A 19,515-nucleotide genomic window follows, 5' to 3' on the forward strand; every position below is an offset into this window, starting at 1 on the left:
CCTCAGCGCTGTCGCTGCGGATGCCGGTGACCGAGTCGCGCAGGGTCTGCAAGCGGCCTTGCGCCTGCATAGCGAACCGGTGCGATGTATCCGTCGCCGCGCAGGCGTCGCATCGAGATCATCCATGGCACGCAGGAAACGTCACACGCAGAACGCATCGCGCGCCTTGGCGTGGCTAACACACTGATGCGAGCAATCGTCGTTCGACCAAAATCAACGCGAGCAAGTCGCGCACAAACGGATCACCTGAAATCGCATGTAGCAACGTATCCACACGACCGGCGACCCCAGTCGTGTGGATAGCGCAGTGCAGTGCTTAACCCGCCGCGGCGTTTCGCGGTGGGGTGCTGCTGGCCATCAGCTGCGGCCAACGCTTGAGCACCGCGGCGCGGATGCCGGTCTGGTCGATGCAGGCTTCGGCCAGCAGGTCTTCGCGGCTTGCGTGGTGCTGGAAGCTGTCCGGCAGGCCAAGGTGCAGCATGGGCATGGTGATGGCTTCGGCATTGAGCAGTTCGGCCACGCCCGAGCCGGCGCCACCGGCGACGACGTTGTCCTCGATGGTGACGAAGCCGTCGTGGGTCTTGGCCAGCTCCAGCAGCATCGCCTTGTCGAGCGGTTTGACGAAGCGCATGTTGACCACGGTCAGCCCCAGTTCGCGGCCGACTGCTTCTGCTGCTTCCACGGTCACGCCGAAGCCCAGCAGCGCGATGCGCGTGCCGCTGTGTCGCAACTGCGCCTTGCCGATCGGCAGCGTAGCCAGCGATGCGTCCAATGCCACGCCGGGGCCGGTGCCGCGCGGGTAGCGCACCGCCGCCGGGCCTTCGTAACGCACACCGGTACTCAGCATCTGGCGGCACTCGGCTTCGTCGGCCGGTGCCATCACCACCATGTACGGCACGCAGCGCAGGAAACTCAGATCCAGGTTTCCGGCGTGGGTGGCGCCATCGGGGCCGACCACGCCGCCGCGATCGATCGCGAACAGCACATCCAGCTGCTGGACCGCCACGTCGTGCACCAATTGGTCGTAACCGCGCTGCAGGAAGGTGGAGTAGATCGCCACCACGGGCTTGGCGCCCTGAGTCGCCATGCCGGCGGCCAACGTCACTGCGTGCTGCTCGGCAATCGCGACATCGAAGTAGCGCTGCGGATATTCCTTGCTGAAACGCACCAGGCCCGAGCCTTCGCGCATCGCCGGGGTGATCACCAGCAGCTTCGGCTCGGCCGCAGCCATGTCGCAGACCCAGTCGCTGAAGACGTCGGTGTAGGTGGGCTTCTTGGCGCCGGTCTTGGCCACCAGCCCCTTGCTTGGATCGAACGGGCCGACCGCGTGATAGCCGATCTGGTCGCCTTCGGCCAGCTCGTAGCCCTTGCCCTTGGTGGTGATGACATGCAGCAACTGCGGGCCCTTGAGCGTCTTCAGGGTCTTCAGCGCGCCGACCAGGCTGGGCAGGTCGTGGCCATCGATCGGGCCGGTGTAATGGAAGCCCATTTCTTCGAACAGCGTGGACGGCACGAACATGCCTTTCCAGTGTTCTTCCCAGCGCCGCACGAAGCGCGCAGTCGGGTTGTTCTTCTTGTCGCCGAGGATCTTCTTGCCGCCTTCGCGGATGGCGTTGAGCGTGCGGCTACCGCTGGCGCGGCCCAGCATCTTGGTCAGCCCGCCCACCGCTTCGGAGATCGACATGCGGTTGTCGTTGAGGATCACCAGCAGGTTCGGTTCCGGGTTCATGCCACCGGCGTGGTTGAGCGCCTCGTAGACCATGCCGGCGGTCATCGCGCCATCGCCGATCACCGCCACGACTTTGCGGTCGTCGCCATTGCGCTGCGCGGCGATCGCCATGCCGAGCGCGGCCGAGATCGAGGTGGACGAATGGCCCACACCGAAGGTGTCGTAGATGCTTTCTTCGCGCTTGGGAAACGGCGCCACGCCGTCCTTCTGCTTGACCGTATGAATCTGGTCGCGACGGCCGGTGAGGATCTTGTGCGGGTAGGTCTGATGCCCCACGTCCCACACCAGCTGATCGACCGGGGTCTGATACAGGTAGTGCAGGGCGACGGTGAGTTCGATCACGCCCAGGCCGGCCGCGAAGTGCCCGCCGCTCTTGCCCACCGACTCGATGAGGTAGGAACGCAGTTCTTCCGCGATCGCCGTGAGCTCGGTCTCGTCGAAGCTACGCAGATCGTCGGGGGTCTGGATGCGCGACAGGCGCGGATAGCGGGTTGAATCGATCATCGTCGTGTCAATGTTCTGAAGCCATATTGTCCTCCCCATGCGAAGGCCCGGCAAGCAAACCGGTTCAGCTGTCAGCGGATGGTGATGGTCCGGCGCGCCGTCGCTGCTGGTGTGTGCGGTCCTTGCTGGCGCCTGCGGCAATCTGCCGCACCCGGGAGGCGGGGCGTCATGGCATTTATCGCACCTCGCACCTCGCATTAATCACTAAGCATGCGGCGCATCGCGGCCTTTGTGGGTGCCGCTGTTGGTGTGTCGCGCGCTGTTTGGGTGGGCAGTTGCGGGCGCGTGCTGTCGGTCGGAGCCGCGGCTCCAGCCGTGTGCCGTAATCCGCGAAGGCAACGCAGCGTGGAGTGAAAAGCAAGCCGGGTCAGGCGAGTCTTTGCTGGATGACCACCGTCGTTACCGGCACGCAAGCCGCTTTCCCGATCACGCTGCCATCAGCCGCAGTGGCTGGCTTGCGGGCGTCGTTCAGTGCGTCGTCGCGGGTGCTCGCACCCAGCAGCCTTACAGCGACAGCTTGGAACGCTTGGGCAGCTGCGCGCGCAGGAAGGCCATCTGATCGGACAGGATGTTGCGGTTGGACAGGATCAGATGCTCGATCCAACTCGGCCGATACGGCACCGCCAGCAGCGGCATGTGCGCCTGCTGTGGCGTGCGGTTGGCCTTGCGCGAGTTGCACTGGAAGCAGGCGGTGACCACGTTCTCCCAGCTGTCGCGCCCGCCCTTGGAGACCGGCATGACGTGATCGCGGGTCAGATGCGGTCGGCTGAAGTGCTGGCCGCAGTACATGCACAGCTGCGAATCGCGTGCGAACAACGCGGTGTTGCTCAAGGTCGGGGTGGGGTCCAGCGCGCGCGAGCGGGCGTGGCCGCGCGCAGCGATGATCGGGTGCAGCTCCAGTGTGCTGCGCTCGCCGGTCAGCCGCGAAATGCCGCCGTGGATCTGCATGCACGGCTCGCCCAGTGTCCAGGACACCGCACCGCGGGCATACAGGCAGGCCGCATCTTGCCAGTTGATCCAGTCCAGCACGCGGCCGTGCGCATCGAGGGAAAGCAGGCGCAAGGTGGGAAGTTGCTGGATCGCAGCGACAGCGCTGCCCGCGACCGGGGCAAGGATGCCTCCGGGGACGATCACATCACGAACGTGCGTGTCTGTCTCCATCGGGAAAACAGCTTATACCCGATCGTTGACAGTTTGTGTATCGCAGCGAACGGCCTTGGCGCGTGTCTTGCAACGAATGACTCATGGTGTGCCGGCATGTCTGCAACACTCTCTCGCGGCGGAGCCGACCTGAAATCAATCGGTACTACCTCGTCGCGGCCAGGTCCGCTCCTACGACAGCGGCAGAATCCTGCGCTGGTTACCCGTAGAAGCGCACCCGGGCGCGAGGCCTTGTCGGTCGGTACCGCCTCATCGCGGCCAGGTCCGCTCCTACGACAGCAGCGGAATCCCGCGATGTTTACCTGTAGAAGCGCACCCGGGCGCGACGTCTTGTACCTCGTCGCGGCCAGGTCCGCTCCTACGACAGCAACGGAATCCCGTGATGTTTACCCGTAGGAGCGCACCTGGGCGCGACGCCTTGCTGATCGGTATCGACTCATCGCGGCCAGGTCCGCTCCTACGACAGCGGCAGAATCCCGCGATGTTTACTCGTAGGAGCGCGCCCGGGCGCGACGTCTTGCCGATCGGTACTACCTCGTCGCGGCCAGGTCCGCTCCTACGACAGCGGCAGAATCCTGCGCCTGTTTACCCGTAGGAGCGCACCTGGGCGCGACGCCTTGTCGATCGGTACCGCCTCATCGCGGCCAGGGCCGCTCCTACGACGGCTGCAGCCCTCGATGTGGCGTGGCTCAGGCTTCGCCGAACAGCTCCGCTTCCAGCGTCATCAGCGGGGCGGCACCGCTGCGAATGGTGGCGGCGTGGGTCAATGTGCGCGGCAGGATGCGGGCGAAGTAGAACCGCGCAGTCTCGCGCTTGGCACGCTTGAAAGCGTCGCTGTGTGCGGACGCATCGGCCGCCGCAACGCTGCGGGCCCACCAATACGCCAGCACCACGTAGCCGGAATAGAACAGATAGTCGTAGCTGGCGGCGCCCAGTTCGTCCGGATCACGTGCGGCGCGGTCCAGTACATCGCGGGTCAGCATGGCCCACTCGCTGCACTTGTCGCGCAAGGGCTTGATGAACTCGGCCAGTGCGGCATTGCCTTCCTGCGCATTGGCGAAGGTTTCCACATCGGCCAGGAATAACTTGAGCCCGGCGGCCTGGCTGGCGGCGGTCTTGCGGCCGATCAGATCCAGCGCCTGGATGCCGGTGGTGCCTTCGTAGATGGTGGTGATGCGCGCGTCGCGGGCCAGCTGCTCCATGCCGTATTCGCGGATATAGCCGTGGCCGCCGAAGCACTGCAGCGCGTGGTACGTATTTTCGATCGACCATTCGGTCTGGCAGGCCTTGGAGATCGGGGTGAGGAAGCTCACCAGGGTCTCGGCATCGGCGCGTTCCTGTTCGCTGCCGCCGCGGTGCGATACATCGACCAGGCTGGCCGCATGCAGCGCCAGCAGGCGGCTGCCTTCGGTCAGCGACTTGATGGTCAGCAGCATGCGCCGCACGTCCGGGTGCACGATGACCGGGTCGGCCGGCTTGTCGGGGAATTTGGCGCCACTGAGCGCGCGTGACTGCAGGCGCTCGCGGGTATAGCGCAGGGCGTTCTGATAGGCGCGCTCGGACAGGCCGATGCCCTGCAGGCCCACGCTCAGGCGCGCGGTGTTCATCATCGTAAACATGGCCTGCAGGCCTTTGTGCGGCTGGCCGACCAGATAGCCCTGCGCGCCTTCGAAGTTCATCACGCAGGTCACCGACCCCTTGATGCCCATCTTGTGTTCGATCGAGCCGCAATGCAGCGCATTACGCTCGCCCACGGTGCCGTTGCGGTCCACCTTGAACTTGGGGGTGACGAACAGCGAGATGCCCTTGGCACCGGGCGGGGCGTCGGGCAGTTTGGCCAGCACCAGATGCACGATGTTGTCGGTGAGGTCGTGCTCGCCGGCGGTGATGAAAATCTTGGTGCCGGTGATGGCGTAGCTGCGGTCGGCATTGGGCTCGGCGCGGGTCTTGAGCAGGCCCAGGTCGGTGCCGCAATGCGGCTCGGTCAGGCACATGGTGCCGGTCCAGCGGCCATCGATCAGCGGCTTGAGGAACACCTCCTGCTGCCAGGCTTCGCCATGCTGGCGCAGCGCCTCGGTAGCGCCGTGCGAGAGCAGCGGGAAGTTGCCCCAGGCCAGGTTGGCTGCGTTGATCATTTCGCTCAGCGGCACGCCCAGGGTGTGCGGCATGCCCTGGCCACCGAACTCCGGCTCGGCAGTCAGGCCGTTCCAGCCGCCTGCCACGAACTGGTCGTAGGCCGCGCGGAAGCCGGGCGGGGTGGTGACCGCGTGGGTGCTCTTGTCGAACGCGCAGCCGATTTCATCGCCGACGCTGTTGAGCGGCGCCAGCACCTGGGTGGTGAAGCGGCCGGCTTCTTCGAGCACCGCGTCGATGATGTCGGCGCTGGCGTCGCCATAGCCAAGCCGGGCGAACAAGGCTTCGGCGCCGAGCACGTCGTGCAGGGCGAAGCGGAAATCGGTCAGTGGGGCGTTGTAGCTGCTCATGCGGGATCCTTCGAAGCGGATGCGGGAGGCGTGCGCGTCAGCGCAGCACGCCGTTGAGGCCGGGGGCCGGGCTGAGCGTGTTGCGCGATTCGACCGCGAACTCGCGTTGTTTCTTGTCCTGCGGGGTGGCCCACACCGTGCCCTTGAGCGAGTACGGCAGCGAGCGGCCGCCGGCGAGCACATCGGCCACGGTGATGCGGCCCAATGACGTTGGCTGCAGGGTGACGGTCACCACGTCGGCGGTCTCCGGACCGATCGAAATCCCCACCGCCTGGTCGAGCTTGCCTGCGACTTGGTCGCTGGCGGAAATTTCCAGCGCCACGCGCTCAAACTGCATCGGGATGCTGCTGTAGTTCTGCAGGCGCAGATCCACCGACCAGGAGCCGTCGGCACGCACGGTCAGCTGCTGGATGCTGGCCGCCGGCTCGGACACGCGGCGGACCGCGCCACCGCAGGCGCTTAGCAGCAGGCCGCAGGCCAGCGACACGATCAGAAGGCGATAGGCACGCATGTAAGTGGGTCCTTGGCGGGTGTAAGGCGGCGCCAAGAATACTACGCAGTACGGACGCTGCCTCACGGCTGGCGTGGACGCTGCGCCGTCGGTCAGCCGGCGCGCCAGCTCACAGCAAGCCAGCTCACAGCAATGGCGCGGCAACGATCAGTGGCGACAGGTCGTAGCCCATCTGCGTGGCCTGCACCTTGAGCTGCTCGAACTGCGCGCGCGGCATCTGTGGCGAGCGCGACAGGATCCACAAGTATTTGCGATCCGGCTCGCCGACCACCGCCCATTGATAGTCCGGGTCGAGCGCGATCACCCAATAGTCGGCCCATACCAGCGGCAACCAGCTCAACCATTCGGGCGCAAAGCGCACCTGCAATTGTCCGGCGTGGCCGTCGACCGGCTTGGCTACGCCGTCGGCCTGGGTCAGGCTGCCATCGGCGGTGCGGCAGCCATTGCGCACGCCGATCAGGCCGTCGTCGCGCAAGGTGTAGCTGGCGGTGATGTCGCTGCGGCACTTCTTCTGGAACGACACCGGCAGGTGCGCGATTTCATGCCATTGCCCGGCATAGCGCGAGATATCCAGCTGTGCCACCGCACGCACCGGTTGCTGCGCAACCGCAGTCAGTGGCAGCAGGACGAGCAACGACAACAGCAGGCGGGGCAGGCGCATGACGATCTCCGGTTGACGCGCGCAGGCTAGGCCATCGCCCCCGCCGCGCGGCGTGAACCGGCGCAAGAAACGTAGCGCCCCACGCAGCGCTGCAACAAAGTTCGTCACAACGCTTGCCCAAACTGCGGCTGCTCGCTATGATGCGCGTCCTCGCAACGCTGGCAGCAGTGTTGGGTTAGTGGCCGAGTAGCTCAGTTGGTAGAGCAGGGGATTGAAAATCCCCGTGTCGGCGGTTCGATTCCGTCCTCGGCCACCATTTGTTCAGTCTCGCAGCGCAAGTGGGTTGTTCCTTCGCGCTGCTGGCGGCTCAAACGCCTTCTCTTCGATGTTATCCAGTGTGCACCGCGCGCCAATGGCCTGCCGTGTTGCTGTGTCGGTCGCCAACTGCTCCGGCGCTTTGCGAGCGAGTATTGGCATGCGTTGCTGACCTCTTTCTGCGCTTAGTGCAGCGGTGTTGCGTTGGCCTCTTACCGGCTGTCGGCGGATCTTTTCCACGTCATCTTCAACTCGGTGTGGCGATACTTCGCGCATGACGCACAAGACACTTCGACGCACCTTGATCCATGGGTATTGCGGTGAATTCCGCGTGGAGACGATGGAAAGTCAGGCGCCCGGTGAGACGCTGTGGCGGTCGACTGCATTCGTCTATCACCGCGACCGTGCGGCACCGATCGCCACCATCGAAGCGGCGGGCGAGGGCGACTATCGAGGCGATGCGCGCGAGCAGGCGTTGCGGGTGGGGTCCTGTCTGGCGGATTTTCTCGATCCGAAGGAGTACCGCGCCTGCGAAGTGGAGCTCACCAACGCGCCGTCAACCGGCGCGGGTTGATCCTGCCCAGTACCTGCAGCGCCCCGTCGCGTGACTGCCAGCTAGAGCAGCGCCTAGAGCAGTGCCACGCAACGCAACGCAGATGCGTTTCCAGCCCTTTGCGCAGAATCCTGTAGCGATCGTGGTCAAATTCGCCGGGCGCCGCCTTACAGGTTCGTGCGGCCTCCAGTGAGGCGGTGCTGCTCGGGTAGTGCCACTGCCGCAGCACATGAAACTGGGTCAGGTGCGCGGCGTGTTGCTTCAGTGCAACCGTCTCTGGAGTGGCCACGCCGCCTGTTCGAGATACTGAAGCGCCGCGCGCTGACGTTCTGTGTGATGGCGACGGCATGCATTCGGGTGCAAGTCATGTGGCCGCCGATTGATGGGTGCGTGCGCTTATGCCTGTCTCCCGTGCAACACACCCGCGTGCTTGTACGCGATCCCAGCGTCGCCAGGACGTCGTCAAGAACGCAGGCAGCGAAGCATTGGCAGTGGTTGGGCATCGTAGCCGCCGGTGAAGCATCCGCGGTTGTGTTGCTGCAGTCAGTTCATTGACTGCTCCCCGCGATCGATTCAACGCTGCATCATCGCCATCAGCGGTTATGTGCTTACCGGCGTGTATGGAAGAGGCGGGCAATCACTTGATTACTCCGGCGGCCACCAGGCCGCGCCGTAATAGACCATGGCCGCCATCGCTCAAGTCCGCCGCATCGATTACAAGCGGCACATCTGGCACCACGCCAATGGACTGGGTTGCGAAGGGATGCGTTCGGCTTGGGTGAAAACCGTCTGCCACCACGCGATCGACGAGTGTGGCTTCATCCATCTCGCCAGCGCGCAGGGTTTCCGTCGGATCGAAGATGTAGAAATTTTCGCTGACAAGCGCGCGATATCCGGAATCGCCCAACGCAACACCCTCGCTTTGCGAATCCCGGCCGCCGCCGGCACCGATGGTGCGCTCGCCCATGATCGTGGCGCCGCTGGCCCACAGGTAGGTGGCCAGCAATTCGCCGGCCGATCGGGTGCCTGCATCCACCAGCACAAGGAGCGGCTTGTGCGACGCGACGCTGCCGCAGCTGGCATCGTCCTGCAGCGCTTCCAGGCGCACGATTTCCGGCGTTCCCGACGCGCTCATCTCGTAGGTCTTCACTGGCTTGCGTCCGGTGAGTGCCCAGGCGAATCCGCGCACTTCGCGTGCGAATCCGCCCATGTTGCCGCGCAAGTCGATGAGCATGACATCCGAGCGCGCTGCAATGGCATCGTAGCGACCGATCAACTCCCGGGTCACTGCACAAAACCCCGCCAACATGGGCGCGTCCGGGTCGTTTGTCTCTGCAGTTGCAGCCTCCCTGGCTTCCGCCGCCGCAGTGAACGTAGCGTTGTACTGCGGCGCAAACGCACCCAGACGAATGCTTCCCACCCGGGTGCTTCCGACCTGCACAACCTCGGGCAGATCAGGCGCGTCGACTGCGGATGCCAGCGTGCGCGCCAGCTCCTGGGTCATGGGCTGATAGGGCAGTGCGACCTGGCGCGGCGCCTGCGCGGACCTCTGCACGCGCAGGGTAACTGTCTTGCCGGCACCGGCCACCTGATGCGCCGCCGGCGTGCCGAGTGCGAGCGACAGCGCAGCTTCCGCTTGTCGCGCGCGCGTGTTGCCGCCGAACGTCAGGTCCGCTGCGTTTTTCAGCCACGCCGACGTGGGTGTTCCGTCGATTTGCAGCACCTTGTCGCCTTGCGCAAGGCCGGTGATGCGCGCATCCAGGATGCGCCACACGATCATGTGACCATCGCTTGAGGTTCTGAACAGAACGCCCAAGGTCTCTGTCTTACCGGCCTTCGCCCCGGTGAGCGCGACGTGCTGATCCGCGAGGCCGACAAGCCGTCGCGAAACATCGCTGGCTGTCGTTTCCGGCGCAAGTCTGGCGCTTGCCGCCCATGCGTCAGCGCTGCCCTGCACATCTTCGGGATGCGTGGCGCGGTAGCGCTCGACGTACTTCAACGACGGGTAGTGGGCACGCAGATACGCATCGAGTTCTTCGGCCGACGCTGCGGCGCAAAGCAAGCATGTCGAGAGCGCGAGACAGGCGATGAGTCGTTTCATGGAGTTCCTGAAGTGCGGTGCACGGCTGCTGCCGGGCGGGGTGAAACCCGCTTTGCGCGCCTGCAGCCCGGCTTCGCCTGCGTCGATGATAAAGCGCTGATGCGTGGTGGAGGGGTGCTATCCGGCACCGTGACCTCTGGCGCGCGATGTCGGAGGCATCCAGGCAGCAACGTCTTGCAAGAATGCGGCTGAGCGCTGTCGTGCGGGAGTTGTGGCCGTCGGTGGCGTGGTAGGTACGCGTGACTGTCCGGTCCTGCGCGGTATCGATGCCGTCATCGTCATCGAGCGTGTGCTCGCACCGCATGCCATCGCGCGGCTGCAAGGATTGCCGGCTATGCTTGCGTGCTCGATGCAGACCAGATGAGGGAACGGCCATGACAACCCGATGCTGGTGGTGGGCGGCGGCAATGGCAATGGCAATGGCAATAGCGCTGCCAGCTGGCGCCGCCACGCTGCCCGCAGGTGCTGCCAAATGGGTGCCTGTCGGGCAGGCGGTCATTGCTGTGGCCAGTGCGGATCTGACTGGCGATGGGCAACAGGACTACGTGGTTGCCTTACGCGCCGCGACCGAAGATGCAACGCGCTCTGGCGATCGCGCTGCGCCGCCGCGCACGTTGCTGGTGCTGGTGGCGACCGCTAGCGGCTTCGTGGAGGCGGGGCGCAACACGCGGGTGATCTTCAAGGCCGACGAGGGTGGGCAGTGCGATCCCTTCCTGGATGCGGAAGATGGGTTGGTGGCGACCGGCAGATTTTTTACCGTGCAGAACGGCGTGTCGTGCGGGCAGCATTGGACCGACTACATCACCTTCCGCTACGACCGCACACGCCGTGCATTTCTGTTTCACAAGCGCGTGATCGAAGCCTGGGAATTGAATACCGACGACGCGCCCGACGCCGATGCGCTGCGCCTGAGCGAGCACAAGGAGATCAAAGCCGATCCGCGCAAGCCGGTGCTGTTGTCCGACTACACGCCTGCGCCGTGACGGTGCGCTGCCCTCACGCGTCTGCCGGCCACCAGTTGTCCATATTGCGGCGATAGACGAACAGACGCGGCGCCTTGGCCACCTGCGCCGATGCCTGGCGTTCCCCGGCGATCAGCGAGAACCCGATATCTGCCAGCATGCGCGAGAGCGCGTTGGCATTGCCGCGGCCAGGGTCGCTGATCACGATCTCGCAGGACGGCTTGGCCAGCCCCGGGATCAATTTGGCCAGCATGGTGGCGTGGCGGGTTTCGTAGAGCACGTCGCTGGCGATGATCATGTCGAACTGGCCCATGTTCGCTGCGCCCGCATCCCAATCTAGCCGGCGATAGGGCACCGATTCCAACGCGTTGAGCGCTGCGTTGTACGCCAGAAACACTTCTGCCAGCGGGTGATGATCGCTGGCCACCACGTCTGCGCCGCGTTTGCGCAACACCAGGCTCGCCAGGCCCAGGCCGCAGCCGAGTTCCAGAATGCGCTTGCCTTCCACCGGGCGCGTGGCCATCGCTTCGGCCAGCAACTGTCCTGCCGGCCACACCTGGCCGAACAGGCTCCACTGCGCCGAAGAAATGCCGGCGTCGGCGGCAGCGTCGTCGGGGTCGGCAAATTGTTGTTTGTCCGCCAATGCGCGGATGACGTAAGTCTGCTGCCCGAAGGTCAACTCGTGAATCTGGGTCTGATAGCCCGGCATGGTGGCGTCGCATGATCGCCAGGCGTGCGCGCCGGCGTGGGAGGAGGCGCGCACGACGCAACCGACACGGCGGGACGACGGCGCAAGAGCTGCAAACTGCCAGGGCATGCTACGGCAAAACAGCGTGGGCGCGTGCCCGTCTTGGCCGACATCGGCGTGCTGCGTTAAGCGGCTGCGTTGCCCGCCTACGCAGGGCCACTGCATTTGGTTGCATCGACGAGCGCAGCCGTACCGGAAAGGCTCATCGATGTGAGGGATTAGCTCACTGCGCCCAACTAAACTATCCCCCGGGAATGGCCCCGCGGAGACCATCACTTGAACGATACCCGTCACGGAGAGCTACGGGCGCCTCATATCAGCGAATCTCGCAGCCTGCCTGTAGAGAAGCATCGCTCGGATATCTTTTTTGCCGCCGTGGAAACCACGCGGATGCCGATGACGGTCACCGACCCGCATTTGCCTGACAATCCGATCGTGTTCGCCAACCGGGCGTTCCTGGAAATGACCGGGTATTCGGCCGAGGAGATCATCGGCAACAACTGCCGTTTTCTGCAGGGCCCGGAGACCGATCCGGCCAGCGTGCAGGACGTGCGCGAATCCATCCAGCACCGCCGCGAATTCGCCACCGAGGTGCTGAATTACCGCAAGGATGGTTCGTCGTTCTGGAACGCCTTGTTCGTCTCGCCGGTGTTCGACGACAAGGGCAACCTGGTGTATTTCTTCGGCTCGCAGCTGGACGTGAGCCGTCGCCGCGACGCCGAGGACGCCTTGCGCCAGGCGCAGAAGATGGAAGCGCTGGGGCAGTTGACCGGCGGCATCGCGCACGATTTCAACAACCTGCTGCAGGTGATGTCCGGGCATCTGGAAGTGATTCAGATGATGGCATCCAAAGCGGGCGCCAACGCCGAGCGTATCGCCTTCAGTGCCGAACATGCCGCGACCGCAGCGTCCAAGGCAGCCATGTTGACCCAGCAATTGCTGGCGTTTTCGCGCAAGCAGAAACTGCGTGGCCGGGTGGTCAATCTCAATGGGCTGGTGTCGGGCATGAACAACATGGCCGAGCGCGCGCTGGGTGGCGGCATCAGCCTGCGGCAGTCGCTCGAAGACAGGCTGTGGAATTGCCAGATCGACACCACGCAGGCCGAAGTGGCGTTGTTGAACGTGCTGATCAATGCGCGCGATGCGATGGCGCAGTCCGAGCGCAAAGAAGTGACCGTGCAGACCCAGAACGTGGAGGTCACCAGCCACGATCTGGCCATGTATCACCAATTGGCGCCGGGCCGCTATGTGAGCATCGCCGTCAGCGACACCGGTGCGGGCATGCCGCCTGACGTGGCCAGCCGCGTCATGGAACCGTTTTTCACCACCAAGGACGAGGGGCAGGGCACGGGGCTGGGGTTGTCGACGGTGTACGGCTTCGTCAAACAGTCCGGCGGCACGGTGCGCATCTACAGCGAAGTCGGCGAAGGCACCACGGTGCGGCTGTATTTCCCGGCATCCAGCGAGTTCGAGAACGACCTGCAGTCAGTCAAGAGCCGTGCCATCGACAAAGGCGGCAACGAGACCATCCTGGTGGTGGAAGACAAGCAGGACGTGGCGGTGGTGGCCAAGATGTTCCTGGAAAATGCCGGTTATCGCATTCTGTCCGCCTCGAGCGGGCGCGAGGCGATCGAGTTGCTGGAACAGCACCCGGATGTGGATGCGCTGTTTACCGATCTGATCATGCCCGGTGGCATGAACGGTGTGGTGCTCGCACGCGAAGCGCGCCGGATGTTGCCCAAGATCAAGGTGCTGCTCACTACGGGCTATGCCGATGCCAGCATTCAGCGCACCGATGTCGGCGGCGCAGAGTTCGACGTGGTCAACAAGCCGTACACGCAGAAGGAATTGCTCAAGCGCATCCGCATGTTGCTGGATGGGCCGACTGGCGTGGGCTGAGCGCGTTGTCGTATCGGGTGGCGCTGCTGTTTTGCGGTGGCGTCACCGATGCGCGATTGGGATTGCCGATTGGCTGCTGCTTGAAGGCCGCGATTGCTCTGGCAGCGTCACCGTGGAAACTGCGCGGACGCCAATAAGAGCGGCTAACAAAACGTAGCGAGCAGTCGTCAGGTGGGTGTGGACGGCGCGGAGGAACCGGAGTGTACGGGTGGTACATGAGGATTCCGAGCACCGGCCGCGCCCGCCTGGCGGCTGCACAGTAGTTTTGTTAGCTGCTCTAAGCGTGCCTTGAATCGCGGGCGCCAATGCATGCAAGCGCGGGCAGTGGTTTGCATCGCGAATGGCCGGCGATACAGCCGCAGCGGCGAGCGGTGCGATCAGCGATGCAGATCAGGCTCGGCGTGCCGTCGATAGAGCAGGTGCAGGCGCATGCCGATCAGCATCGCCAGCACGAACGCCAGGCTGGACGGCTGTAATGCAGCCGCGCCGAGCAGTGCGGGCGCCGGGCAGAGCCCGACCAGCCCCCAGCCGATGCCAAACAGCGCGCTGCCCCACAGCAGTGAAGTGTCGATCTGCCGCTGGGCGGGCAACTGCAGCGATGCACCGCGCAGTGTTCGACCACGCCGACGCGCCCACCAGAACGCAGGTGCCGCGACACCGATGGCGCCGAGCATCACCAGCGCAAGCGATGGGTCCCAACGACCGGCGACATCGAGAAAGCCCAGCACCTTGTCCGGATTGGCCATGCCTGAGAGCAGCAGACCGATCCCGAAGATCAGCCCGGCGATCGCGCTGCTGACAACCCGATTCACCAAACGCCCCGCAACGTGGCGAGCAAGGCATGCGTGGCGATTGCCATGCCCATGAACACGGCGGTGGCGACCAGCGAGCGGCGGGCGCCGCGTGCGATGCCGCACACCCCGTGCCCGCTGGTACAGCCGCCGCCAAGACGCGCACCGAACCCCACCAGCAGGCCTGCGCCGAGCAACAGCCACCATGCCGCCTGCGGCTGCATCGAAGGCAGCGGCCGCACGATGGCCCACAGCGGCACGGCACTCAGCAACCCGACCACGAAGGCGCCGCGCCAGCTGCGTTCGTCGTGGTTCTGGCGTTGCAGCAGGGCGCCGACGATGCCGCTGACGCCGGCGATGCGTCCTTCGAATAGCATCAGCCAAGCAGCAGCCAGGCCGATCAAGCCGCCGCCGGCCAATGCGCTCAACGGGGTGAAGTTGCTCCAATCGACGACCATGTCAGTTTGGCTCCGCGGCGCCGCAGACGCTGGCATACAGGGCCTGCATGACCGCCAGCACGTCAGTGCTGGCGAGGTGGTAGTAGATGTATTTGCCCTCGCGACGGGTACTGACCAGGCCTTCGTCGCGCAACACGCCCAATTGCTGCGAAAGCGTGGGCTGCACGATGGCAGTGGCCGCATGCAGCTCGCCGACATTGCGTTCGCCCTGGGCCAGTTGGCAGAGCAACAACAGGCGATCTTCGTTGGCCATGGCCTTGAGCAAGGTGCAGGCGCGCCCAGCCGACGCACGTAGGCGCTGCATGCTGTCGGGATCGGCGCGGAAGCGTGGCAATGCGGGCGTGGCGTGGGTCGGCATGTCTGACAATATATGTAAAAATATAATGTCTGGCAATAGATTGTGAGGGTCTAACGGCGTCGCAGGCCGCGTTCCAGAGTCCCGAAACCCCGAGGTGCCGGACCAGCAGAGGTCGGCAATGCATGCAGGCCGCGCCTACACCGCCAGTTGGCACGCGCGCGGCGCCAGGGGCGAGCGACCTTTGCGGCACCTCGGTCTTGGGGATTTGGAGCTGCTCGCAGAACATCGCGGGCAGTCGTCAGGTGGGTGTGGACGACGCGCAGGAGCTGCGGTGGACGCGTGGGACATGCCGCATCGCGCACTGGGTGCGCCCGCTTGGCGGTGAGCGCAGGCGTGCTGCTAGCTACTCTTGGATACCTGAAGCAGCGCGCTGCACGACGCATTGCCTAACACGGACGCCTCAGCGTGCGTGCGGCGAATGCGCAGCAAGGCGCACCTCGCTATGTCGCCAGTCGGTGATATCGCCCGCAGCCTCAAGCCGACCGCTGCGAACAAGGTAGGCAATGCGCTGCGCAACGTGGTCTGCCGCGTCCTCGACATCGGCCAACTTCAACTGCGCGTCAGTGAGCGCTCTGGCAATGATCATCGCGACCTTCTGCCACTGCGCGTCGATAGCGTCGGTGACAAAGGCATCGATTGCGTGCAGCTCAATGCTGGATGGGCCAGTGCGTGTCATTGCGAATCACCATTGCAGATGTCCGGAGCATCGCCGCAGGATGCGTGATCACGCATTCCGGCGATCGACTGCCGACATCACTGCCAATCTCCAATCCCAAATTCCCAATCTCGGAACCAACTATTCCTCGCCAAGCGGCGCCACATACCCTTCGGGCTTGTCGGCATTGCGCTCGAACAGGAACTTCTGCAGCTCGGTTTCGAGAAAGGCGCGATGCTTTGGGTCGCGCGGCGAGAGCCGGTTTTCGTTGATCAGCATGGTCTGGTGCGCCAGCCATGCCTGCCACGCGGTCTTGCCGATCTGCGCGAAGATGCGCTGGCCGAGTTCGCCGGGATACGGCACAAAATCCAGGCCGTCGGTGTCGCATTGCTGGTACTGGCAGAACACGGTGCGGGACATGCGAATTCCTTTGAGGCGTGCTTAAGAGTAGCTAACAAAACTGCTGTGAAGCCGCCAGGCGGGCGCGGCCGGTGCTCGGTGCGGCATTTACCACTCGTACACTCCGGTTTCTCCGCGCCGTCCACACCCACCTGACGAGTGCTCGCTACGTTTTGTCAGCCACTCTAAAGCGTGTCGAGCAACTTGCGGATCGGCGCCGGCAAGCCCAGCGAGCCGAGATCGGCGCGGGCGACCCAACGCAGATCGTCATTGTCGCGCACCGCCGCGCGCAGTGCGACCTTGCGCAAGCGCAACGGCTGCAGATGCAGGCGGTAATGGCTGAAGGTGTGCACGATCGGCGCCATCTCTTCGGCGCGTTCGTAGTCGCCATCCAGATGCGTGGCGAACCAGGCGCGCATGCCGCTGTCGGTCTCGGCTTGCGGCAGCGTCCATAGCGAGGCCCAGATGCCGGTGGGCGGGCGGCGCTGCAGCAGGATCTCGCCGTGCGCGTTTTCCAGCAGCAGGGCGGTCGCTTCGCGCTCGGGCAGCACCTTGCCCGGTTTGGGCGTGGGCAGCGCCTCCACCAGACCCTCGCGGCGGGCAACGCAGGCATCCTGCAACGGGCACAACACGCAGGCTGGTTTGGCACGCGTGCAAAGCGTGGCGCCGAAATCCATCTGCGCCTGGGTGTAGTCGGCCAGGCGGCCGTCGGGGACCTGCGCAACATGCGTTGTCGCCAGCTGCCATAGCTGCTTTTCGACCGCCGGCAGGCCGGGGTAGCCGGCAATGCCATGGAAGCGCGTCATGACGCGTTTGACGTTGCCATCCATGATGGGAAAACGGTCGTTCCACGCCTGACTCAGGATCGCACCGGCGGTGCTGCGGCCGATGCCGGGCAGCGCGAGCAATGCATCGAAGTCGCGCGGCAGCTCGCCAGCGTGCAAGGCGACGCACTGTTTGGCGGCGGCATGCAGATTGCGCGCCCGTGCGTAGTAGCCCAGCCCGGCCCAGTGCGCCATGACCGTGTCGTTGTCGGCTGCTGCCAGATCGGCAAGGGTCGGAAAACGTGCAACAAACTTCTGGAAGTACGGAATGACCACCGCAACCTGGGTCTGCTGCAACATGATTTCCGACAGCCACACGCGATACGGCGCGCGTGGATGTTGCCAGGGCAGATCGTGGCGCCCGTGGCCGTCGAACCAGTGCAACAACGGGGCGACGAAAGCGTCAGCGGATGAAGCGGCGAGATCTGCGGGCATGAGGTCTGCTGGCAAAGGGAGGCGATGAACGGCAATGGTGTCAGCACGGACACCGGGACGACCGTACGCTGTGGTGGGGCCCGATCACTGCAGCGGAAACGCAAGTCCGACCAGGCATTGCTCGCAGAAGAAGCCTTCATCGCCAGGCCAGTGCGGTTCTGCTGGTGCATGGTAAGCAACCACCGGTGCATCGACGTGGGCTTGTGCGCGTAACGTCGCAGGCAAGGGCTGGGCGAACTCCAGCACCTGTTTGGCGCGCGACCAGCCGTGCGACACCTGCTGCACCGTGCAACCTGCCTGCAGTGCCTGTGCGCACAGTGCTTGCAGATGCGGGCAGGGGTCTTCCAACTCAGCTGCCCAGCGCTTCCGGCAACAGTGCGTCGACGAAGGCGACCGGGTCGAACACGCGCAGATCTTCCGGGCGTTCGCCGATGCCGGCAAAACGGATCGGAATATTGAACTCGCGCGCCAGCGCGAACACCACGCCGCCCTTTGCGGTGCCATCGAGCTTGGTCACGACCAGGCCGGTGACGCCGACTGCCGCATGGAACTGACGCAGCTGCGAAATGGCGTTCTGGCCGGTGGTGCCGTCGATCACCATCAGCACTTCGTGCGGCGCGGCGGCGTCGATCTTGCCGAGGACGCGGCGGATCTTGCCCAGCTCGTTCATCAGGCCGGTCTGGGTGTGCAGGCGGCCGGCGGTGTCGGCGATCAAGACATCGGTGCCGCGTGCCTTGGCGGCCTGCAGGGCGTCGAACGCCACCGAGGCGGCATCGGCGTTTTGCCCCTGCGCAATCACCGCCACGCCATTGCGATCGCCCCAGGCCTGCAACTGCGCCACGGCAGCGGCGCGGAAGGTGTCGCCGGCGGCCAGCATCAGGCTGTTGCCTTCGTCCTTGAAACGCTTGGCCAGCTTGCCGATTGTGGTGGTCTTGCCAACGCCGTTGACGCCGACGGTGAGCACCACGAACGGTTTGACCGAACGGTCGATCACCAGCGGTTTGGACACCGGCTGCAGCAACGCGATGAGATCGGCGCGCAGCGCCTTGAACATGGCCTGGGCATCGGCGAATTCGCGCGACTTCATGCGCTTGCGCAGGCCTTCGATCAAGGCGGTGGTGGCGCCGATGCCGACATCGGCGGTGATCAGCGCGGTTTCGATCTCGTCGAGCAGATCGTCATCGAGCTTGGGATTGCGCGAAAACAGGCCGCCGAAGCTGCGTGCGAAGGTGCTGTTGCGCAGCCGCTCGCGCCAACCCGGCTTGCCGGCCGGTGCGGCAGGCAATGCGTCGTGCTGGCCGACGATGCTGTCGGTGTCCTGCGTCGCTGGCGCCGGCCTGCTGACGATGACCGGTGCAGTCACCAGCGGCGCAGCGCTTGCGGCAAGAGGCGTGGACGCAGTGGGTGTTGCGGCGGGCGGCACCACCACGGGCGGCGCCGCGACCGGCAGGGCGGCAGCGGGTGTCGCAACAACAGGAGCCGCAACAACCGGTGCCGAGACCGAGGGTGTGGCACTCGGCGACAGCGTCGCAGGTTGCGCCGGGGCAGCGACAGGCGGCGTTGGTGCAGACTGCGGTGGCACAACGACAGGCACCACTACCACCGGGGTCGGCGCGGCGGGCGCGGCAGCCGGTGCCGGGTCCGGCAACGCCTGCAGGGCGGACGGCGCAGGAGGCGTGGGCGCGGCGGGCGCGCTCGGCACAGCGGCAATGCTCTGCGCCTGGCCGGTGCGGGCGGCGATATCGCGTGCAAGCGCCTCAGTCGGTGTCGCTGGCGTGGTGGTTTCGGCTATCGGTGCAGGCACGACCGGCGGCGCGGCGGCAGGCACTGTGCCGGACTGCGCAGGCGGCATGGCCTCGATCGGCGATGCGGGCGTGGCGGCCGATGGCGCGGCGGGGAATGCGGCTGCCAGTTCTTCCAGGCTATAGCGCGAGGTCCGCGAGCTGTCGGGCGTGGTGGGCTTGTTGCGGCGGAAAAAGCTGGCCATTGGCAACGCAGTAGGGGAAACCCGGAATTCTATCATCCGGG

Annotated in this window: 18 protein-coding genes, 1 tRNA gene, 3 other RNA genes and 1 pseudogene; 5 read left to right on the forward strand and 18 right to left on the reverse strand. The window is 65.1% G+C overall.

The window, feature by feature from the left end:
- Window positions 1-316: 316 nt before the first annotated feature.
- The 5 genes from dxs to VC212_RS12035 all read right to left on the reverse strand — a co-directional run bounded on the left by dxs (window position 317) and on the right by VC212_RS12035 (window position 7,049).
- Window positions 317-2,233 carry a 1-deoxy-D-xylulose-5-phosphate synthase gene (gene dxs / locus VC212_RS12015; RefSeq protein ID WP_115528095.1) on the reverse strand — a complete coding sequence of 639 codons (1,917 nt, stop codon included), beginning with the start codon at window positions 2,231-2,233 and terminating at the stop codon, window positions 317-319.
- A gap of 504 nt (window positions 2,234-2,737) precedes the next feature.
- Entirely contained in the window at window positions 2,738-3,394 is a 657-nt protein-coding gene (locus tag VC212_RS12020; RefSeq protein ID WP_115513283.1) for an HNH endonuclease, read from the reverse strand.
- 689 nt (window positions 3,395-4,083) lie between these two features.
- The gene (locus VC212_RS12025) at window positions 4,084-5,877 is read right to left on the reverse strand and encodes an acyl-CoA dehydrogenase C-terminal domain-containing protein (RefSeq protein ID WP_323514878.1); all 1,794 of its coding nucleotides are present in this window, start codon (window positions 5,875-5,877) and stop codon (window positions 4,084-4,086) included.
- Window positions 5,878-5,914: 37 nt separating this feature from the next.
- Window positions 5,915-6,388, reverse strand: a complete 474-nt coding sequence (locus VC212_RS12030) for an LEA type 2 family protein (protein ID WP_323514876.1) — start codon at window positions 6,386-6,388, stop codon at window positions 5,915-5,917.
- Between the two features lie 124 nt (window positions 6,389-6,512).
- A complete protein-coding gene (locus VC212_RS12035; RefSeq protein ID WP_115528325.1) occupies window positions 6,513-7,049 on the reverse strand; it encodes a lipocalin family protein in 537 nt (178 codons plus the stop codon).
- A 180-nt stretch (window positions 7,050-7,229) separates the two neighbouring features.
- Between VC212_RS12035 and VC212_RS12040 the strand changes: the two genes are divergently transcribed.
- Window positions 7,230-7,305: transfer RNA gene (locus VC212_RS12040), tRNA-Phe, on the forward strand.
- A gap of 273 nt (window positions 7,306-7,578) precedes the next feature.
- Window positions 7,579-7,878, forward strand: coding sequence for a hypothetical protein (locus tag VC212_RS12045; protein WP_115554035.1), 300 nt, complete (start codon window positions 7,579-7,581; stop codon window positions 7,876-7,878).
- A gap of 79 nt (window positions 7,879-7,957) precedes the next feature.
- On the opposite strand, the pseudogene VC212_RS12050 reads toward VC212_RS12045, so the two are convergent.
- Window positions 7,958-8,184, reverse strand: a pseudogene (locus VC212_RS12050) (endonuclease); the annotation flags it as partial.
- Window positions 8,185-8,494: 310 nt separating this feature from the next.
- Window positions 8,495-9,856, reverse strand: a complete 1,362-nt coding sequence (locus VC212_RS12055; protein ID WP_323514874.1) for a S41 family peptidase — start codon at window positions 9,854-9,856, stop codon at window positions 8,495-8,497.
- Window positions 9,857-10,377: 521 nt separating this feature from the next.
- Between VC212_RS12055 and VC212_RS12060 the strand changes: the two genes are divergently transcribed.
- The gene (locus VC212_RS12060) at window positions 10,378-10,941 is read left to right on the forward strand and encodes a hypothetical protein (protein WP_323514981.1); all 564 of its coding nucleotides are present in this window, start codon (window positions 10,378-10,380) and stop codon (window positions 10,939-10,941) included.
- A gap of 13 nt (window positions 10,942-10,954) precedes the next feature.
- Here the strand turns inward: VC212_RS12060 and VC212_RS12065 are convergent, their stop codons facing one another.
- On the reverse strand, window positions 10,955-11,629 hold the full coding sequence (locus VC212_RS12065) for a methyltransferase domain-containing protein (RefSeq protein WP_055851577.1): 675 nt from the start codon (window positions 11,627-11,629) through the stop codon (window positions 10,955-10,957).
- Between the two features lie 315 nt (window positions 11,630-11,944).
- Between VC212_RS12065 and VC212_RS12070 the strand changes: the two genes are divergently transcribed.
- The gene (locus tag VC212_RS12070) at window positions 11,945-13,567 is read left to right on the forward strand and encodes a hybrid sensor histidine kinase/response regulator (RefSeq protein WP_323514873.1); all 1,623 of its coding nucleotides are present in this window, start codon (window positions 11,945-11,947) and stop codon (window positions 13,565-13,567) included.
- A 141-nt stretch (window positions 13,568-13,708) separates the two neighbouring features.
- On the opposite strand, the gene VC212_RS12075 is transcribed toward VC212_RS12070, so the two are convergent.
- The 7 genes from VC212_RS12075 to VC212_RS12105 form a co-directional block, all read right to left on the reverse strand.
- Window positions 13,709-13,784, reverse strand: a non-coding RNA gene (locus VC212_RS12075) — sX9 sRNA.
- Between the two features lie 160 nt (window positions 13,785-13,944).
- Window positions 13,945-14,379, reverse strand: a complete 435-nt coding sequence (locus VC212_RS12080; RefSeq protein WP_323514872.1) for a DUF6691 family protein — start codon at window positions 14,377-14,379, stop codon at window positions 13,945-13,947.
- On the reverse strand, window positions 14,376-14,816 hold the full coding sequence (locus VC212_RS12085; protein ID WP_323514871.1) for a YeeE/YedE thiosulfate transporter family protein: 441 nt from the start codon (window positions 14,814-14,816) through the stop codon (window positions 14,376-14,378). The genes VC212_RS12080 and VC212_RS12085 overlap by 4 nt, the downstream gene beginning before the upstream one ends.
- A 1-nt stretch (window position 14,817) precedes the next feature.
- Window positions 14,818-15,174, reverse strand: coding sequence for a metalloregulator ArsR/SmtB family transcription factor (locus VC212_RS12090; RefSeq protein ID WP_311240433.1), 357 nt, complete (start codon window positions 15,172-15,174; stop codon window positions 14,818-14,820).
- A gap of 212 nt (window positions 15,175-15,386) precedes the next feature.
- Window positions 15,387-15,462, reverse strand: a non-coding RNA gene (locus VC212_RS12095) — sX9 sRNA.
- A gap of 112 nt (window positions 15,463-15,574) precedes the next feature.
- Entirely contained in the window at window positions 15,575-15,850 is a 276-nt protein-coding gene (locus VC212_RS12100) for a DUF3658 domain-containing protein (RefSeq protein ID WP_323514869.1), read from the reverse strand.
- A 120-nt stretch (window positions 15,851-15,970) separates the two neighbouring features.
- Entirely contained in the window at window positions 15,971-16,249 is a 279-nt protein-coding gene (locus tag VC212_RS12105) for an oxidative damage protection protein (protein ID WP_055851591.1), read from the reverse strand.
- A gap of 85 nt (window positions 16,250-16,334) precedes the next feature.
- Between VC212_RS12105 and VC212_RS12110 the strand changes: the two genes are divergently transcribed.
- A non-coding RNA gene (locus VC212_RS12110) (sX9 sRNA) lies at window positions 16,335-16,410 on the forward strand.
- A gap of 3 nt (window positions 16,411-16,413) precedes the next feature.
- Here VC212_RS12110 and mutY read toward each other — a convergent pair.
- The 3 genes from mutY to ftsY form a co-directional block, all read right to left on the reverse strand.
- On the reverse strand, window positions 16,414-17,487 hold the full coding sequence (mutY, locus tag VC212_RS12115; protein ID WP_323514868.1) for an A/G-specific adenine glycosylase: 1,074 nt from the start codon (window positions 17,485-17,487) through the stop codon (window positions 16,414-16,416).
- Between the two features lie 84 nt (window positions 17,488-17,571).
- On the reverse strand, window positions 17,572-17,835 hold the full coding sequence (locus VC212_RS12120; RefSeq protein ID WP_323514866.1) for a hypothetical protein: 264 nt from the start codon (window positions 17,833-17,835) through the stop codon (window positions 17,572-17,574).
- Window position 17,836: 1 nt separating this feature from the next.
- Window positions 17,837-19,474: a signal recognition particle-docking protein FtsY gene (ftsY, locus tag VC212_RS12125; RefSeq protein ID WP_323514865.1), complete on the reverse strand. Its 1,638-nt coding sequence runs from the start codon at window positions 19,472-19,474 to the stop codon at window positions 17,837-17,839.
- Between the last annotated feature and the right edge of the window lie 41 nt (window positions 19,475-19,515).

It is taken from the genome of Xanthomonas sp. WHRI 8932A (assembly GCF_035012785.1).
Taxonomy (GTDB): Bacteria; Pseudomonadota; Gammaproteobacteria; order Xanthomonadales; family Xanthomonadaceae; genus Xanthomonas.

Coding starts and splice junctions, on each gene's coding strand:
- dxs (WP_115528095.1), bottom strand. CDS start 2,233: ATGATCGATTCAACCCGCTATCCGCGCCTGTCGCGCATCCAGACCCCC.
- VC212_RS12020 (WP_115513283.1), bottom strand. CDS start 3,394: ATGGAGACAGACACGCACGTTCGTGATGTGATCGTCCCCGGAGGCATC.
- VC212_RS12025 (WP_323514878.1), bottom strand. CDS start 5,877: ATGAGCAGCTACAACGCCCCACTGACCGATTTCCGCTTCGCCCTGCAC.
- VC212_RS12030 (WP_323514876.1), bottom strand. CDS start 6,388: ATGCGTGCCTATCGCCTTCTGATCGTGTCGCTGGCCTGCGGCCTGCTG.
- VC212_RS12035 (WP_115528325.1), bottom strand. CDS start 7,049: ATGCGCCTGCCCCGCCTGCTGTTGTCGTTGCTCGTCCTGCTGCCACTG.
- VC212_RS12045 (WP_115554035.1), top strand. CDS start 7,579: ATGACGCACAAGACACTTCGACGCACCTTGATCCATGGGTATTGCGGT.
- VC212_RS12060 (WP_323514981.1), top strand. CDS start 10,378: ATGGCAATAGCGCTGCCAGCTGGCGCCGCCACGCTGCCCGCAGGTGCT.
- VC212_RS12065 (WP_055851577.1), bottom strand. CDS start 11,629: ATGCCGGGCTATCAGACCCAGATTCACGAGTTGACCTTCGGGCAGCAG.
- VC212_RS12085 (WP_323514871.1), bottom strand. CDS start 14,816: ATGGTCGTCGATTGGAGCAACTTCACCCCGTTGAGCGCATTGGCCGGC.
- VC212_RS12090 (WP_311240433.1), bottom strand. CDS start 15,174: ATGCCGACCCACGCCACGCCCGCATTGCCACGCTTCCGCGCCGATCCC.
- VC212_RS12100 (WP_323514869.1), bottom strand. CDS start 15,850: ATGACACGCACTGGCCCATCCAGCATTGAGCTGCACGCAATCGATGCC.
- VC212_RS12105 (WP_055851591.1), bottom strand. CDS start 16,249: ATGTCCCGCACCGTGTTCTGCCAGTACCAGCAATGCGACACCGACGGC.
- mutY (WP_323514868.1), bottom strand. CDS start 17,487: ATGCCCGCAGATCTCGCCGCTTCATCCGCTGACGCTTTCGTCGCCCCG.
- ftsY (WP_323514865.1), bottom strand. CDS start 19,474: ATGGCCAGCTTTTTCCGCCGCAACAAGCCCACCACGCCCGACAGCTCG.